The sequence below is a fragment of the Mesomycoplasma ovipneumoniae ATCC 29419 genome, assembly GCF_028885435.1.
Classification (GTDB): Bacteria; Bacillota_I; Bacilli_A; order Mycoplasmatales; family Metamycoplasmataceae; genus Mesomycoplasma; species Mesomycoplasma ovipneumoniae.
On the sequence record NZ_CP118522.1, the window covers coordinates 221674 to 239911 of the forward strand.

Sequence of the window (18238 nt, forward strand, 5' to 3'; positions counted from 1 at the left end):
GTTATGAAAATTAACTTAGAAAATTATATTCGCACAGTTGATAATTTCCCAAAAAAAGGGATTAGCTTTAAAGATATTTCGCCATTACTTGCAAATGGTAAAGCTTTAAATTATGCAATTGTTGAAATGGCATCGCTTGCAAAAGATGTAGATATTATTGTTGGACCAGATGCTCGAGGTTTTTTATTCGGAACACCAACAGCCGCTTTTCTTTCAAAACCATTCATAATGGTTAGAAAAGCCGGAAAATTGCCAGGTGATGTCGAAGAATTTGCCTATGATTTAGAATATGGATCTGCAATTTTAGAAGTTCAAACCGGAATGATCAAACCAGGCCAAAAAGTGGCTATTATTGATGATGTGCTCGCGACTGGAGGAACTGTAAATGCCATCACAAAAATGATCGAAAATGCCGGAGCTATTGTTTCAAAAATTATCTTTTTAATTGAGCTCGAACAATTAGAAGGTCGAAAAAAATTAGAAAATTATGAGGTTACTTCACTCATTAAAATAAAGTAATTTTTAGCCTTAAAAAATAAGTAGCAAAATTTTTAAATTTTGTTATAATATTAATATAAGCTCAAATTAAAAAAATTTATTGTTTTTTTTGAGTTTATAATTTAAAATATTAAAAAAATATAAAAAAGGAGATTCATGGAAAAATTTCGTTACGTCAAACCTGACCAAATTATGGACAAAGACCATGAAATGATTAGGTATCTCGATATTGATGGAAATCTCTTAACTTCGACTGTTTTTGGCGAACTTGATGAGAAAAAAGATATTAGATTATCTGCTGATCAAATCAAAAAAGCCTATGAATTTATGGTTTTATCACGTCAACAAGATGTTTATATGACCCAACTTCAACGTCAAGGTCGAATGTTAACTTTTGCCCCTAACTTTGGTGAAGAAGCTCTCCAAGTTGCTTCAGGAATGGCGCTTACAAAAGAAGACTGATTCGTTCCTGCTTTCCGTTCAAATGCAACAATGTTATATCTTGGTGTTCCAATGATAAATCAAATGCAATACTGAAACGGAAGTGAAAAAGGAAACGTAATTCCTAAAGATGTTAATGTTTTACCAATTAACATTCCAATCGGAACTCAATTTTCACATGCTGCCGGAATCGCTTATGCTGCAAAATTAACCGGTAAAAAAATTGTTTCAATGAGTTTTATTGGTAATGGTGGAACTGCTGAAGGTGAATTTTACGAAGCTCTAAATATTGCAAGTATTTGAAAATGACCTGTTGTATTTTGCGTAAATAATAACCAATGAGCAATTTCAACCCCTAATAAATACGAAAATGCCGCTTCAACAATCGCTGCAAAAGCAAAAGCCGCCGGAATGCCTGGAGTTCGTGTTGACGGAAATGACCTTTTAGCTTCCTACGAAGTAATTCAAGAAGCAGTGGACTATGCTCGTGCCGGAAATGGCCCTGTTCTTGTTGAATTTGTTACTTGACGTCAAGGTGTTCACACTTCTTCCGATAACCCAAGAATTTATCGAACTGAAGAAGAAGAAAAAGAACACGAAAAATGAGAGCCAATGCACCGTATTGAAAAATACATGTTTGATCGTGACATGTTAACTGAAGAAGAAAAACAAAAAATTTGAGATGATTCTTTAGCTGTTGTTAAAGAAACTTACGAAAAATCTCTAATTGGTTTAGATTCAACAATCGATGAAATTTTCGATTACACCTACGAGACCTTACCTCCTGAACTTGAAGAACAAAAACAAGAAGCAATCGAATTTTTTAAAGGAGCTAAATAATGGCAAATTCAGATAAAATCGCTCTAAATAATATCGGTGCAGTTACAAATGCTATTGATTTAATGATGGAAAAAGATCCTCGCGTTGTTCTTTGAGGAGAAGATGCAGGATTTGAAGGTGGAGTTTTCCGTGCAACTGAAGGATTACAAAAAAAATACGGAATTGATCGTGTTTGAGACGCCCCAATAGCTGAAGCATCTATTTGTGGTGTTGCAGTTGGAGCAGCCATTGCCGGGCTACGTCCAATTGCAGAAATGCAATTCCAAGGTTTCTCATACCCTGCCTTTCAACAGCTTTTTGCTCACGCAGTCCGTTATCGTAACCGTTCTCGTGGTCGGTTTACTGTGCCAATGGTTTTAAGAATGCCAATGGCAGGTGGAGTTCGTGCTCTAGAGCACCACTCAGAAGCAATTGAAGCAATGTTTGCCCACATTCCTGGAGTAAAAGTTGTTATGCCTTCAACTCCATATGACACAAAAGGTCTTTTAATTGCCGCAATTAATGACCCAGATCCGGTTGTATTTCTTGAGCCTAAAAAAATATACCGTGCATTTAAACAAGAAGTTCCTGCTGGAATTTACGAAGTTCCAATCGGAAAAGCTAATGTAATTAAAGAAGGAAGTGACTTAACACTCGTAACTTACGGTGCTCAAGTTCATGAATCAATCGCCGCTATTCAAGCTCTTAGTTCAACTCCTGGACTTGAAGATGTTGATGTTGAACTAATTGACTTAAGAACAATTAAGCCAGTTGATACCGAAACTATTATCGAATCAGTTAAGAAAACTGGACGTATTTTAGTTGTTCATGAAGCTGTTAAATCTTTTTCAGTTTCAGCCGAAATTATAACTCGTGTTAACGAAAAAGCATTTGAATATTTAGAAGCAGCTCCTGCTCGTCTTACTGGATATGACATTACAGTTCCGTTAGCAAAAGGTGAAAATTTCCACACAATTACAAAAGAAAAAATAATCGATAAAATTCGTCAAATTATGAACTCTTAATAATTTGCATGTTTAAAAATTTTCCTAATTATTAAGTAAACCCTCAAAATCATAAAGTCCTTTGATTTTGAGGGTTTTTTATTATAACAGAAAAAATCCCGAGTTTCACAATTTGATGGGCTAATCTTAAAAAGGTGTTTGGTTTTGGCGCTTTTTTAACTTTTTTGGCAAAAGTTAATTACCTATTTTAAAACACAGCAAAATCAAGTTATCGATAAAACAACAAAAACCATAAAAAATACAACTACTATTTAAACTCAATGCAAATAGAAAACTCGTTTTTATTTGCAGCGAGCCTAAAAAAACATATGAACCTGAGTTTCCCAGTTTCATAAGGTAATTTTAAAAAAGCATCTGGTTTTAGGTACTTTTTTAAGTTTTTCGGTAAAAGTTAATAACAATTTTTTTACTGATTTATTAACACATCATAGTAAAAATCATACCTATTTCAAATATTCGGATCACTAGGAACACCATCTCGATTTTTAAATATCATTTGCTGATCTAAAGTGTTAAATTCGACCCTTTGTCTTAATTTTTGCAACATCGTTACTAAACTAACCTCAGTTAATTGATTGTTTTGAAATAACTTGTTATCACTAATATGTTTGTTGATTTTAAATATTATAGTTTTTAAAATAACTAGTGAGATAAAACACAAAAGTGTATGAGCTAGAATGTGCTCGTCAATTCTTAAAAATACGAGTAGAATATTCAACAAACCTTTTAGACTTCTAAAATTAGCTTCAATATTCCACTGTTTTTGGTATTTTTCAACTATGTCTAAGACATTTGAATTTAGTATATTTGTTTCATAAACATAGTAACCATCAAATTGTTTGTCTTTGTCAATTTTACTTTGATCTAATTCAAATTTCATGTTTGAAATTTCCTTAAAATATTTAGGTTTTTTGCCAAACAATTTGTTTACTTCAATAAAACCATCTTTATTTTGCTTTTTAATAAAACTTTCGATTTGCTCTTCGCGAGCTTTGCTGTCTTTTATCGCTCTTTTTTGCACTGTAAGTAATAATTCTTCTTCTAATATTTTCGGTGTATCTTTTATTCTTATAAGATGAATAAAATTCTTCTTTTTATACTTAAAATCCGCACTTACATTAACATAATCGCTTGGATCTAGTAAATAATTTTTGAATTTTTGAGTTCCTACCTTTGCACGATAAGAAATAATGAAATTATAGTTTCTTGATTCAAGAAATCGAATATTTGCGGCAGTTGACATGCCACGATCAGCGATTATTGTCATATTTTTGATATTATATTTGGATTCAACATCTAATACAAAAGGGATTAATGTACTAGAATCGCCGGTATTTCCTTTAAAAACTTTAATATGAAAAGGAATACCATTTTTATCACACGCTAAGCCAATGACAATTTGGTCTTCTTTGAATTTAGCATCTTTAGAATAACCAGGAATTCTTAATCCATTTCTTTCAAATGTCTCAAAATAGACTGTTGATGAATCAAAATAAAATTCACTGTCCCTTTTTCCAAGTTCGCTTATAACCATTTTGTTGACACTATTTAAAAGTTGATTTTGTGACTCATAGACAAGATCTAAAAGTCTATAAAAGCTATTTTTGGAAGTATTTATTTGATTTGAGTAGTCATCCTTTTTATCAAAAGCATTAATAATGCTGCCAGGATCAGTGATCCGTTTTGAAATTAAGTAGTTAAAAATTTCCTTCATATTTTTATGTCTACTTTTAGGAAGTGATTCAAAAATATTGTGCTTTTCAATAAGTTTTTCAATTAATTCCCCGCCAACAAAAACCGAACCTTCGATTATGCTTGAATTTTTAATAGAATCAAGTAAAATAGCCTTGACTTTATCTTTGTCATCTAAATTTGAAAACAATTTCAATTTTTCTTTGATAATTTGAACAGCATTTGGATTAATTTTTTCCAAATTCCGCTCATTTCCTAAACTAAATCAACGTTTTGGATCTTTGGAATAACCTTGTGTTCAGCCAACATATTTATATGGTTTATCTTTTGAAGATCCTCAAACACTAAATAAAAACAAATTTTGTTTTTTCATAATGTATAATTATACCATAAAATTACTTAAAATGCTACCAAATGCTACCAATTAAAATTAAGGTTTTACATTCAAAAAGCACCGATTTACGGGTCTTTTTTCATATTTATATTCACTAAAAAGTGAATTTTTGCGCTTCAAACTGGGAAACTCGGGAATAGAAAACTCGTTTTTATTTGCAGCGAGCCTAAAAAACATATGAAGTTTTGAAAGAACAATAACCAAAACCCTAAATTTATAGATTTCTAAACGGTTAAATTTAAGGCATTCCATCACATTTAAAAATATAATGGATAATTCGCATTTTCTGATTTTTTAGACAAAAAACATAACTAATTCCCCTTAATTCTAATCTCTATTCTTAGTGTGACTTATTATAACACAACTTTATTTTTGACCAAACATAAATAAGTAGAAAAATCTCAGACAATTAGTTTTTTACCTATGATTTTGATTGCACCACTTTTGTTAATTTTTTCTAGCATGTTCATTTTAAAAAATTTGGACAAATAATTTACCTCATATAATAGCTTGGAGTTTTATATGATAAGCAACTTTGAGGCCTTTCATAGTTATACCAATCAATAAATTCACTTATTTTTTGATAAGCAATAGCTACATTTTCAAAATTTTCGCCCTCAATATTAAGCAATTCTCGTTGAAAAACTGCATAAAAATATTCAATAGGTCTGTTTGCAAGGGCATTGCCTTTTGGTGACATTGATTGTTGGATATTGTTTTGTTTTAAAAAATTAGCAAATTTGTAGTTCGCATATTCCACGCCATGATCTGAATGGAAAAATTTTGGTTTAATATTATACTTTTTGATTGTTTGTTTTACTAAGTTTATAGTTTCTTCTGAAAATCTTGTTTTAGAAATCGAAAAATTGAGCAAGTAATTGGATTTTGTTTCAATAATTGAGTGTAGGTAAAATCATTCGTTGTTAATTTTGATAAATTTAATATCAGCAAATCATTTTTCACCAAAATTTTCTGAGCTAAATTCACCTTTGATATGATCTTCAGTCCAAATTCGTGTAAACTTTTTCTCTTTTGGTGCCGGTTTTCCTTGCTTTTTATAAGCAATTGATTTTAATCCTAAAAATTCGTAGTGTTTTTGAAACACGTACGTGCTTACATAATTTCCCTGATTTATGTAAATATTATATAGGATGTCGCGGCCTTTTACCTTTCGATATAAATAGAAATTTTCACGAATTCACTCAAGTAAGTCTTCATCATAAATCATTTTCTTTGGTGGTTTTTTCACCCTTATTTTCTCATAAATAGAAGTGCGATTAACGTTAAAAACGCTACAAATTCTAGTGCAATTTTCGATTTTATCTTTATCTTTCTCTTGTTCTTGTTTTAATTTTTTGAGCTCCTCAAGAATAATTGCGGGGTCAATTCCGGATCTTTTAAGAACCCTCTCCACTATTTCTTGATAAATTCCACGATCATTTTCGGAAAGATCGTTAATTGTATATTTCTTTTTTGGTTTGCGTGGAGATTTGATTTTTCCACGAGTACTAATTAAACTTTTCATATCATTATTATAAAACTTTTTTTGCCAATTTCTTATCAAATTATTAGCGTATATATGCAACATTCATTCTTTATCCGCTTTTTTACTTTTAGATTTGTTTTTGTAAATTTCTCTAAATTCTTCTGCAAAATCCAAAATTGCGTTTTTTAGCCCTTTAGATTCGGCAATTTTAATGTATTTAAATTTGTCTTCAACTGTAAATTTGTATTGTTTCATTTTAACACACCTTTTTTGAATGTGTCTGAAATTAATATATTAACTTAATTTTTAAACATTTTTTTTTTTTTTTTGCAAAAGGTTAATTTCAAAATTATAAAAATTAAGATTTTAGGTCAAAAAACCCGGATTTAGCGGTATTTTGTCATATTTACATTCACTAAAAAGTGAACTTTTGCAATTAAACTGCCAAAGTCAGGGAAAAATTGTAAATATAAAAAACTAGACTGGTTAAAGTCTAGTTTTGTTTTTGGTCTATTTAAAGAAATGGGGCGGATGACGGGGATCGAACCCGCGTATGTCGGAACCACAACCCGATGCGTTAGCCACTTCGCCACATCCACCAAATTAATTAAATATTATAACATATTTTTAATTAATTTTTTTATTTTTTTGCTAATTTTAATTGCAAAAAAATAAGGTTTTTATGATTCTTCTTCTCGAGAAAGTGTTTTAAATCCTTTTTCAGTTACAAGAACAACATCCTCGATTCGAGCACCACCGACTCCAGGGATATATATTCCAGGTTCAACAGTTATAACCATTCCTGGTTCTAAAATTGTATCACTGTTAGCGCTAACAACAGGCAATTCGTGAATATCAATTCCAACTCCGTGACCAGTTGAGTGAACAAAATATTGTCCATAACCTTTTTGGTCGATATAATCACGGCAGGCTTTGTCAATTTCTGATGCTCTAACACCAGGGGCAACTTTTTTACGGCCTAATTCTGCAGCTTTTTTGACTATTTCAAGAATTTCTTCTTTTTTTGACTCAAGTTTTCCAAGATATGAAGTTCTAGTAATATCAGCGCAATAACCATTATAAAGAGCACCAAAGTCAATTTTTAGAAGATCATTATCAAGAATTTTTGCCGAACTGGCTCTTCAATGAGGCATTGCTGAATTTGGACCAGTTGCAATTATTGAATCAAAAGATTCTTTTTCAGCCCCAAGTAATTTCATTTGATAATTTAGTTCAATATCAACTGATTTTTCAGTCAAACCTGGTTGAATTTTTGGTAAAATTTTGCTGTAGGCTTCAAGTGAAATATTAACTGCTTTTTGGATATTTTGAATTTCTTCGTCAGTTTTAATAATTCGAAAAAGCTGAGCTGATAAATTGATAATCTCAGAATTAGGGAATCACTGTTTGATTTTATTGAGTTGTTCAACTGTTAAATATTCAGCCTCAACTCCAATTCGGTGATAGTTTTTTTGGGATAAAAAGTCTTCAAGATTTTGCTTTGTAATTAGTAAAACTTGGCAGTTTTTAGCGTTTTTTTGGGCTGCTTCAATGTAACGACCATCAACAAACAAATAAGAATCGCTCTTTTGAATAAATAAAAGTCCATCAGTAGCTGAAACTTTTGTGAGTCAAAGGCGAGTTTGGTAAGAAAATGAAATTATAACATCTAAATTATTTTCTTCAAAAGCTTTATTTAAATATTTAGGATTCATATTATTTTTTCTCACGGTGTAAAGTGTGTTTGTTGCATTTATGGCAGTGTTTTTTTACTTCAATTTTTTCAGGCTTTGTTTTTTTATTTTTTTTAGTGATATAATTTTCCATTTTGCAATCAATGCATCTTAATGTTAGACCTTCTCTTGGCATTTTGGCTCCTTTTAAAAAAATTTAAATCTTAGTAAATATATAATTATAACATAATTTTGCATTTTATTATAACAAATTGCAAAATTATTGAAGTTCATCTTTTAAAATTTCTTTTGCTTTGGAAAGTTCAACAGAAAAAATTGAACTAACTCCACGTTTTTGCATTGTAATTCCTAAAAGTTGATCAACGCGTGACATTGTCCCATGACGGTGAGTGATAATTAAAAATTGTGTTTTTTGTTTTAGCTGCTTTAAAAATTCAACATAGCGAATTACGTTAGCCTCATCAAGGGCAGCCTCAACTTCGTCAAGAATACAGAGTGGAATTGGCCGGGCTTTTATAATTGAAAATAATAGTGAAATTGCGATTATTGCTTTTTCACCACCTGAAAAAAGACGGATATTCTTGATAGTTTTGCCTGGCGGTTGAGCGCTTATTTCAATTCCAGAATTCAAAATATCATTTTTGTCACTAAAGTAAATTTTAGCACTTCCGCCACCAAACATATTTTGAAAAACTAAGTTAAATTCCGAATTTACAAGGTCAACAATTTCTTGAGTTTTTGCGATTATAATTTTGTCAAGATCAGAAATTACTTCTAAAATTTTTGATCTAGCCACTTCAAGTTCATGCTGACTAGTTTTTAATTTTTCAAGTCGATTTGATGTGGTCTCAAAATCTTCAATTGCATCAAGATTTATATTGCCTAGCGCTTTTATTTCCGAATTTAAACTATTAACAAGATCATGGGCATCTTGAGTTTCAATTTCTAATTGGTGTGTTTCAAGCGCTGATTCAAAGGTTAAATTATATTTTTGCGACAAGGTGGTTTTTAGGTTTGATAAAAGAAACTCATATTTATCTTTGTTTGTTTGATTTTGATTTAATTCGGCATTAACATTTCGCTGACTTTGATTGAGTTGCTGAACTAAAACTGTTAATTTAGAAATTTGGGAATCATATTCTTGTTTTTCACGATTTAAAATTTTTAGTTCAGATTCAAGGGCTACAATTGAATTTTCAAGTTCGATTTTTTGTTTTAAAGTTTCGTTGACTTTTGAATCGATTTCATCACTCTGAGATACAGCTTCAATTCCTTGATTTTCAATTCTAATTTTATCAAGCTCAACTTTTGCAGCACTATATTTATTTTCTAATTCATCAAGAGAAATTTGGGTTTGCTGCAAAAAGTAAGATTCTTTATTGATGGTTTGTTCAAGATTATTAGATTCTACCTTAAATTCTTGAATTTTTTTCTCAAAAAAATTCACTTTATTTTTAAGTTCATTAATTCTTAATTCCAAAGAATGAACTGAATCATTTTTTTGCTTAAAACCACCGGAAATTATACCACTTGTGCGGACAATATCGCCATCTAAAGTGACGACAACAAATTTATGATCAACAAATTTCGAAATTTTATTAACATTGTCGATTGTATCATTAACAATAACGCCACCAAGCAAAAAATCAGCTAAAATTTGGTATTTTTTCTCATAATTTACCAAATTAGAACCAATTCCGATAAAACTCTCTTGAGTCTGAAGGTGGCTTAAATACAAATCAGGAATAAATCGTGGTTTTAATGTTGAAAGTGGAATAAATGTTGCACTTCCGGCGTGATTTTTTTTCAAAAAATTAATCGCCTCAACGGCATTTTCTGGTTTTTCAACAACAATTTGTTTCAAACTTGAGCCAAGAGCTGTTTCAATTGCATCTGTATATTTTTGTGGAATTTTAATTAAATCAGAAACAACACCACAATAGCCTGAAAAAAGATGACTATTTTCAACGATTACCTTTGTACCTTTGGGCAAAAAAGACCTAGATTCGATTGTTTTTTGCAGTTCAAAAATTTGTGTTTGGCTTATAATTTTTTCTGAATTTAAATTGTTTAACTTTGAGTCAATTTCAGATTTTTTGGCACTTAAATCAGCAATTTTTTGAACAACTCCTGATTTTGTTTGTTTGTTTTGGTAAATTAGGTTCGAAAAATTGTCTTTCTCAACTAGAATTTGATCATACTTTTGCTTTAAAGCGGCTATTTTTTGTTCAAAATTAACGTTAATTTGCTGGGATAATATCATCTCCTGAAGTTGCGTCATTTTAGCATAAGTTAAGTTTATATTGTTAATTTCGCTTTTAAGATTACTTATTTGATTGCTTTTTTCAGTAATTTCTAGATCAGTTTGTGTTCTTTTTTGGACATTGTCATTTATTATTCTTTCATTAGATTCAATTTCACTTACAAATTTAGGCTCTTCAAATTTAAGGCGTGATAATTGCTCGTCAATTTTTTCTAATTCAGTTTGATACTTTTTGATATCACTAACAATTAATCCAACTTCAACTGATTCTAATTGTTTTGATTTTTCTAAATATATTTTGGCATTTTTTGCTTGTTTTTCAAGTTGTTTTGCTTGAGTTTCAAGCTCTTTTACACGAATTTCAATTTTTTCAATGCCCATAAGGGTCTGATCAAGTTTTACAATAGCTTCTTGTTTGTCGTTTTTGTACTTGGAAGTTCCGGCAACTTCTTCAATTACAAGCTTTCTTTGCTCAGGGGTCGACTCAGCAATTTCAGAAATTGTACCTTGAGAAATAATCGCAAGTGATGACTTTGAAATTCCAGCCTCAATTGCTAAATTACGGATATCTTTATAACGAACTGGTTGATCATTATAAAAATATTCATTAGTACCCTGACCTCTTTTAATAAGTCGTGAAATTGTAAAAATTTGGGCAGAATCTTCGCGACTTTCATCACTAAATGTTAATTTTACCATCGCTTTTTCAACAGGAGCGACTGTTTTTGAACCAGCAAAAATAACATCGTCCATGTTGTATCCACGTAGTTGTTTTGCTGATTTTTCACCTAAAACCCATTTAATTGCATCATTTATGTTTGATTTTCCAGAACCATTTGGTCCAATTATTCCAACAATAGAACCGTCAAATTTGATGCTAACGGGTTCGGCAAAGGATTTAAAACCTTCAATTTCAATTTTAATTAACTTCATAATTTGGTATTTCTTGATAAATATTGATAAATTAAATTTTTAAAATAAGTAAATTATATTAAACTTATCCTAAAAAACGCTAAAAAAAGCATTTTTTTTGCATTAGTGACTCATAAAGCGATTCATTGTTTTTTTAATTTTTTAAAATTTTATTTTTTAAAAAATAATTAGAACCTAGAAACTTTGAAAATAACACAGTATAAATACTAATTCAAGAATAAAACTCTAATTTTTCTCCCGTGCTTCCAAGTTTGATAGATAATCTTAAAAAGCAAAATTACAAAATCATTAAACTATCTTTTTTAGCTAAAACAATCACAAAAATCATTTATGATAAAATAACAAAAACCATAAAAAATACAACTACTATTTAAACTCAATGCAAATAGAAAACTCATTTTTATTTACATTGAGCCTAAAAAAATATATGAAGTTTTGAAAGAACAATAACCAAAAGCCTTAAATTTATAGATTTCTAAACGGTTAAATTTAAGGCATTCCATCATATTTAAAAATATAATGGATAATTCGCGCTGTCTGACTTTTTTAGACAAAAAACATAATAAGTCCCCCTTAATTCAATATCAAATTTATTAATTCATTCTTAGTGTGACTTATTATAACACAATTTTATTTTTGACCAAACATTTTTTTTTTTTTTACAAAAGGTTAATTTCAAAACTGTAAAAATTAAGGTTTTAGCCTCAAAAAACCCGAATTTACGGTTATTTCTTGCGTATTTATATTCACTAAAAAGTGAATTTTTGCCATCAAACTGTCAAACTCAGGAGTTTTTATATTATTTTCAAAAAGCTAAAGAATAATTTTTAATCTAAAAAGCATAAAAAAACCTATGAATTCATAGGTTAAAATTAAAATAATATTGGAAACAAGTAAGATTGGCAAATACAAAAATGAATATTTTAAATCGCTTTTTCGAGAAACTTTTGATGTCTTTTTTTGAAAATAATTGTGTTGACAATAAGGAAAATTGATGAAAATAGCATTAATGACATTGAAAAAACTGGATTTATAAAACCTAAAAACGCCAAAGGTATAAAAAGCGAATTAAATAAAATTGCTCACAAAAAGTTTAATTTAACTAATTTATTAGTTTTTTTGATAATTTCAAGTGATTTATAAACCATAACAAGATCTGTTTCAAATAAGGAAATATCGGCAATTGAATTACTAAGATTAGAACCACTTTCAAAAGCGATTGAAAGATCGGCGGATTTTAAAGCTAAAATATCATTTAGACCATCACCGACAAAAATAATTGGTGTTTCTTTTTTTAATTTTTCTACTAATTCAAACTTGTCATTAGGCTTTAAATTTGCATAAAATTGCTTTATTCCTAGTATTTTTGCTACATTTTCGACATTTTTTGGATTGTCTCCTGAGGCAATAATGCAATTTATACCTTGAGATTGAAATTTTTTAACAACTTTTTTTGCACTTTCTTTAACTTGATCAATTATTAAAAAAACAGCAATAACTCTATCATTTTTAGCAAAAACTGTGTAATTTCCTATCTTGTCAAAGTTAAAACTATCATCAATCAAAAAATTATTATTTTTTGCAAACTCATGAGAAATAAGGCTATATTTATTTGAGTCTGAATCAATAAGTTCCAAACCTTGGCCAGGAGTTTCGCTAACCTTAAAATTGTCAAATTTTTCTTGATGTTCTGGTAAAAAATTATGAATTGAAAGTGAAATTGGGTGTTTAGAATTTTGGGCCATTTCTTTAATCAAGGGCCAAAAACTTGAATCACCTTGAAATTCAACAACTTTTGGTTTTCCCTCGGTTAGAGTTCCGGTTTTGTCAAAAATTACTGTTTTTGTGGTAATAATTTTTTCATAAATCTCTGAATTTGCAAATAAAATTCGATTTTTTGAGGCCAAAATCGAAGAAGAATAAATGGCCATCGGCGCTGCTATTCCAAAAGCACAAGGACAAGAAATTACCAAAACAGCAACTCCGATATGAGCGCCAACATAAAGTGGATGAGAATTTCGCGGAGGTGTAAAGCCTGTATAAATTTTTTCAAAATCACCAAGTGAATAACCGATTATGACTCAGATTGCAAAAGCCAAAAATGACAAAATTAAGACAGTTGGAGTAAAAAGTGAAACTATTTTAGTTGAAACTCTTTCAATTTTGGAAGGAGTTTCAAAAATCGACTCTAGCCTGTTAATTGTTTGCATTAAAAATGAATCTTGGGCTTTTTTTGTTGAAGTTAGGTAAATCGGCTCGCCAACATTGATACTTCCAGACAAAATTTCTTGATTTTTAACAAATTCAATCGGCAAAGACTCACCGTTAATTGACGAGTAATCGATAGTTGCAAAATCAGAATTTAGGGTTGAATCAGTTGGAATAACTTCGCCTTTTGGAACAAAAACAATATTGCCAGGAGTAATTTTACTAGTTAAAATTTGTTCTTTTTTGCCATCAACTATTATATGCGAATAGCGATTTTTTAATTTTAGTATGCCTTGAAAGTCTGTGCTTGATTTTTTTTGTAGTTTTTCTTCAAGATATTTACCGGCATTAAAAAATAAGAACAGAATAATTGAGACTTCAAAAAATTCCATACTAATTTTTTCACCGGTGCTTATTTTATACAAAAATGAAATTGCTGAATAAATAAATGAAACATGGCTTGCAATCGCTATTAGCAATTCCATTGTAAAAATTTTTCTTAAAAGGTTTTTGTATGCTAAAAAATATTTTTTTTCTAGAAAAATAACTAAAAATGCAAAGAAAAACAAAATTGACGCTAAAATTAGATGAATTTTGTGATCGTGACTAAAATTTAGAACTTTGTAATTATTTAAAGTATCAAAAATAAAAGAAAAAAAGGCAAAAATAAAAATTAATAACTCAATAAATATTTTTATTTTTGCCTTTTGTTTAGAGTCAACGAAAAATTTTCTATTATTCGTCGATTTTTTCACTTGTATAACCAACAGAAGCTAATTTTTCACTAATAAATTCGTCAGGATATTTTTCTTCGTCAGCAGTAATTTTCAAAACTTTAGCACTGATATTTGCAGTCCATTGAAAATCTTCCAAATTTGCAAATAGTTTTTCAAAAACTACTTTGCAGCTTGCACATTTAATGTCAATACTAAAATATCTTGTTGTTTTCATTTTAATTCCTTTATTTAAAATTATTGATTAGGATATAATTTTACAATAAAAAACATTATAAATGTATTAAATTTTTTATATTTTTTTAAATGCTATAAAAATTTTTTTATCAAGATTATTTGCAAATTCTACAACCTGATAGTCACAGTTTTTGCAATTTTTGACTTCTTCAAAAATTTTTGGGCTTTAATAAATGCAAATATTGTATTTTTAGCCTTGATTTTATTAACAATTTTATCGAGTTTTTCTAGATTTGCAACTGCTCGGGCTGTCACAAGATCAAAATTGTCGTTTTCAATTTCTTGGACAGATTTACAAACTAAATTAAATTTAATTCCCAGAGTTTCAGATACTTTTTTTAAAAATTGGCACCTTTTTTGCATAGACTCACAAATGGTCAACTCTATTTTTGGGTCAAAAATTAAATACGGAATTGAAGGAAAGCCTACACCAGCTCCAATATCTAAAATTCTTGGTTTTTCTGAAATATTTTCTTTTTTCAACAAATTTCTTATAAAATCCATTGAAACAATGGACTCAAGAATGCCTTCTTTTCAAAGAATATCTCCTGAAAAACCGGTTAAATTAAATTTTTGATTATAAAATTCGATTAATTTTACGTATTGCTCAAGTTTTTCAAATACTTCTAAATCAACAAGTGACTTTACTTTTTCTTTATACATAAAAACATTGAAAATATTTTAATTTTTGTTTGCTGATATTAATTTTTCCTTAATTTCTTTATAAATACTTGTAATTGATGTTGAATGGATGCATGCTAGTATACTTTTTGACAAAAATTCAGCTAAAGATGTAACTAGTAATTTATCATATTTTGCTACAAGTTCTCTATTATCGATTGAATCAGTAATTATTACTTTGTCAATATTTTCATTTTCTTGAAATTTGTCAAATCCGTGGCTAAAAACACCGTGTGTTGCTGCTAAAATTACTGATTTTGCACCTTTTTGTTTAACAACATTTGCGGCATTTATTATAGTTCCGCCTGTATCAATAATGTCGTCAATTATGATGCAATCTTTATTTTCAACGTTTCCAATTAGTCCTAGAACTTCAGTTTGATTTGTGCCGGTTCTTCGCTTGTCAATAACGGCAAAATTTGTTTGTTTTCCTAGAATTTCTGCTAAAATTCTAGCTCTAACAGCGCCACCATGATCCGGGGTTACAACAACATAATCCTTGTTTTTGCCGACAAGCTCGTTTGCAAGAATATATTGACCATGAAGTTCATCAACTGAAATGTCAAGAAATCCTTGAATACTTGGATTGTGAATATCAACTAAAATTAGTTTAGTTACACCCGCTTTTTCAAGTAAATTAGCTACTAATTTTGCAGTAATTGGTTCTCTTCCAGATGATTTTCGGTCTTGTCTAGCATAACCATAATATGAAAGAACCACAACAATTTCTTGGGCATAAGCTCGCTTTAAAGAGTCAATGAAAATTAAAAGTTCCATTATATTTTCATTAACCGGTCTTGATGTATTTGCAATAACAAAAACGGTTGAATTTCTAACAGTTTCATTAGATTTTAGCAAAACCTCACCATCAGCATAGACTATTCGTTCAATCCCTGAGAGAGGAATTCCGGTTAGAGTTGAAATTTTTGTTGCTAAATCTAGTGAATTTCTCATTCCAAAAAGAATTACATTTTTCTTTGTATCTATGTTCATTTTTTCGCCTTGTTTATTTTTATATTTAAAATATTATTATATAATAAAATATAATTAATTTTAATAATATTTTGAAAAGTTACAATGTATTTAAAAATCGAACAATTTTCACCGCGGCATTTAAATTTGCTTCTAAATGCAGTTAAAAAATTTAATTTAGAAGTAAATTTAAAAATTAAAAATGGTAAAACTAATGTTGCCAATTTAGATTATTTCCAAAATTTTGAAAATAATCATGAATTTACCGTTATTGATTTTGACAAAAATTTAGACTTTAGTTTAGCACATTTTATTCTTTCTAAAAAAGAACAAACTTTCTATTTAAGTTTGGTTTTTTTTAGTGAACTTTTGGACTCTAACTGAATTAATATTATTGGAGAATTTATCCTTGATTTTATTAAAAAACACTATAAATTACGGGATTTTTATCTTAAACTTGACCAAAAAAGTATCATTTTTAAAGGTTTTTTTGGAGCGGCGTTTCAGGGAACAAATTCTTCAGTTTTGACATTCCAAATTAAGGAGATTGAAAAATATAACTTTACCGATGTGCACTGCCATCCTTTTTTGGAATATTTTCAAAATCCAAAACAAGAAATTAGCAAATGATTTGACGATAATATTGGTCTTTTGTTTGTTGTTGGAACTTCTTGAGAGGATCTTGAAGAAATTAATCAAGTTAGTTTATATTCTGATAAAATATATAAAATTATTGGAATACATCCAAATTTAATAAAAACAACAGATAATTATAATAACCTTTCGAAATACATTGACAAAAATGTAGTGGCAATTGGCGAAGTTGGCCTTGATTTTTATTATGAAGATAACCCTGGCCAACAGGAACAAATAAATGCACTTTTTGCCCAAATTGAAATTGCAAAAAGCAATAATATTGCTGTAATGTTGCATATTCGCGACAAACTTGACGAATTTAAAGCGATTAATGAAGTACTTTTAATAATTGACAAATTTCCTGAAATTAACTTTATTTTTCATAATTTTTCAACAAATTATGAAAAATTTACAGAAATAGTCAGCAGAAAAAATTGTTACTTTTCGTTTTCAGGAGTAATAACCTTTAAAAAAAGCGTCGAACTAAGAAAAATAGTATCTCAAACTCCGATTTCAAGAATTTTATGTGAAACTGATACACCATATTTAAGTCCTGAACCTAATCGTCAAGTTTGGCCAAATACATCTCCGCAAATTGAAAATACCTATCAAACAATAGCTAATTTAAAAAATTTAACAAAAAGGGAGCTTTCTAAAATAGTTTATGAAAATGCACTAAAAATTTTTAAGGTAAAAAAATGCTAAAAATATCGCCTAAAAAACATCTAGGTCAAAATTTTTTAAAAGATGAAAAAATTGCACAAAAAATTGTCGACAGTATTGATCTAGCAAATAAAAATCTTGTTGAAATAGGACCTGGAACCGGTTTTTTGACTAAATATTTAATACAAAAAGCTAAATTTTTGACCTGTTATGAAATTGACAAAAATTTAATTCCACTACTTGAAAATAAATTTAAAAACAAGAATATAAAAATAATTAATGAGGATTTTTTACTTTCAGATCTAAATTTTTCTGAAAAACAAACAGTTATTGGCAATCTTCCTTATTATATTACATCGAAAATTCTGTTTAAAATATTTGATAATTTTGAGAAATTTGATGAAATCTTAATAATGGTGCAAAATGAGGTTGCCGATAGAATTATTGCAACACCGGGATCAGCATCTTACTCAAAATTATCGCTAGCCTGCCAATATGTTGCTGAAGTAAAAAAGCTTTTCATTGTGCCACCAAGTTCTTTTTTTCCGATTCCAAAGGTAAATTCTGCTATTGTTTATTTTTCAATAAGGAAAAATTTAAACCCTGAAAAAGTTGCACAATTTTTTAAATTTACAAAATTGTGCTTTCAGTTCAAGCGAAAAACATTATATAATAATCTAAAAAATTCTTTGTCACAAGAACAAATTGAAAAAATTTTTAATTTTTTCAATTTTGACCAAAAAATACGTCCGCAAGAAATAGATGTTGAAACTTACGCTAGAATTTCAAATTTTTACTTTGACAATATTAAGAATAAATAATTTTTATTTTTTTAGTTTTGAATTTCAAAAAATAGTGTATA

Annotated in this window: 13 protein-coding genes, 1 tRNA gene and 1 pseudogene; 5 read left to right on the forward strand and 10 right to left on the reverse strand. The window is 29.1% G+C overall.

The window, feature by feature from the left end; translation table 4 throughout:
• Nucleotides 1–3 precede the first annotated feature (3 nt).
• The 3 genes from PWA39_RS00945 (at nucleotide 4) to PWA39_RS00955 (ending at nucleotide 2783) form a co-directional block, all read left to right on the forward strand.
• The gene (locus PWA39_RS00945) at nucleotides 4–519 is read left to right on the forward strand and encodes an adenine phosphoribosyltransferase (RefSeq protein WP_044284485.1); all 516 of its coding nucleotides are present in this window, start codon (nucleotides 4–6) and stop codon (nucleotides 517–519) included.
• A gap of 135 nt (nucleotides 520–654) precedes the next feature.
• Nucleotides 655–1779: a pyruvate dehydrogenase (acetyl-transferring) E1 component subunit alpha gene (gene pdhA, locus PWA39_RS00950; protein ID WP_069099532.1), complete on the forward strand. Its 1125-nt coding sequence runs from the start codon at nucleotides 655–657 to the stop codon at nucleotides 1777–1779.
• The gene (locus PWA39_RS00955; protein WP_069099531.1) at nucleotides 1779–2783 is read left to right on the forward strand and encodes an alpha-ketoacid dehydrogenase subunit beta; all 1005 of its coding nucleotides are present in this window, start codon (nucleotides 1779–1781) and stop codon (nucleotides 2781–2783) included. The genes pdhA and PWA39_RS00955 overlap by 1 nt, the downstream gene beginning before the upstream one ends.
• 406 nt (nucleotides 2784–3189) lie before the next feature.
• Here the strand turns inward: PWA39_RS00955 and PWA39_RS00960 are convergent, their stop codons facing one another.
• The 10 genes and pseudogenes from PWA39_RS00960 to PWA39_RS01005 form a co-directional block, all read right to left on the reverse strand.
• A complete protein-coding gene (locus tag PWA39_RS00960) occupies nucleotides 3190–4848 on the reverse strand; it encodes an IS1634 family transposase (protein ID WP_274827456.1) in 1659 nt (552 codons plus the stop codon).
• A 514-nt stretch (nucleotides 4849–5362) separates the two neighbouring features.
• Nucleotides 5363–6610, reverse strand: a complete 1248-nt coding sequence (locus PWA39_RS00965) for a DDE-type integrase/transposase/recombinase (protein WP_129643620.1) — start codon at nucleotides 6608–6610, stop codon at nucleotides 5363–5365.
• 268 nt (nucleotides 6611–6878) lie between these two features.
• A tRNA-His gene (locus PWA39_RS00970) sits at nucleotides 6879–6954 on the reverse strand.
• A gap of 81 nt (nucleotides 6955–7035) precedes the next feature.
• Complete coding sequence (locus tag PWA39_RS00975) at nucleotides 7036–8070, reverse strand: aminopeptidase P family protein (RefSeq protein ID WP_069099655.1); 1035 nt, start codon at nucleotides 8068–8070, stop codon at nucleotides 7036–7038.
• A gap of 1 nt (nucleotide 8071) precedes the next feature.
• Nucleotides 8072–8224, reverse strand: a complete 153-nt coding sequence (rpmG, locus tag PWA39_RS00980; RefSeq protein ID WP_010321078.1) for a 50S ribosomal protein L33 — start codon at nucleotides 8222–8224, stop codon at nucleotides 8072–8074.
• Between the two features lie 84 nt (nucleotides 8225–8308).
• The gene (locus PWA39_RS00985) at nucleotides 8309–11245 is read right to left on the reverse strand and encodes an AAA family ATPase (protein WP_069099656.1); all 2937 of its coding nucleotides are present in this window, start codon (nucleotides 11243–11245) and stop codon (nucleotides 8309–8311) included.
• A 923-nt stretch (nucleotides 11246–12168) separates the two neighbouring features.
• A complete protein-coding gene (locus tag PWA39_RS00990) occupies nucleotides 12169–14208 on the reverse strand; it encodes a heavy metal translocating P-type ATPase (RefSeq protein WP_069099657.1) in 2040 nt (679 codons plus the stop codon).
• On the reverse strand, nucleotides 14189–14404 hold the full coding sequence (locus PWA39_RS00995) for a hypothetical protein (protein WP_044285877.1): 216 nt from the start codon (nucleotides 14402–14404) through the stop codon (nucleotides 14189–14191). Before PWA39_RS00995 ends, PWA39_RS00990 begins: the two co-directional genes overlap by 20 nt.
• Before the next feature lie 75 nt (nucleotides 14405–14479).
• Nucleotides 14480–15087 (reverse strand): annotated as a pseudogene (gene rsmG / locus PWA39_RS01000) (16S rRNA (guanine(527)-N(7))-methyltransferase RsmG).
• Nucleotides 15088–15105: 18 nt separating this feature from the next.
• Nucleotides 15106–16098 (reverse strand): ribose-phosphate pyrophosphokinase, encoded by a 993-nt coding sequence (locus PWA39_RS01005; RefSeq protein ID WP_069099658.1) that lies wholly within the window; start codon nucleotides 16096–16098, stop codon nucleotides 15106–15108.
• 84 nt (nucleotides 16099–16182) lie between these two features.
• Between PWA39_RS01005 and PWA39_RS01010 the strand changes: the two genes are divergently transcribed.
• Together PWA39_RS01010 and rsmA are read left to right on the forward strand one after the other, a co-directional pair.
• The gene (locus PWA39_RS01010) at nucleotides 16183–17418 is read left to right on the forward strand and encodes a TatD family hydrolase (protein ID WP_069099659.1); all 1236 of its coding nucleotides are present in this window, start codon (nucleotides 16183–16185) and stop codon (nucleotides 17416–17418) included.
• Entirely contained in the window at nucleotides 17412–18197 is a 786-nt protein-coding gene (gene rsmA, locus PWA39_RS01015) for a 16S rRNA (adenine(1518)-N(6)/adenine(1519)-N(6))-dimethyltransferase RsmA (RefSeq protein WP_069099660.1), read from the forward strand. Before PWA39_RS01010 ends, rsmA begins: the two co-directional genes overlap by 7 nt.
• The last annotated feature ends 41 nt before the right edge of the window (nucleotides 18198–18238 follow it).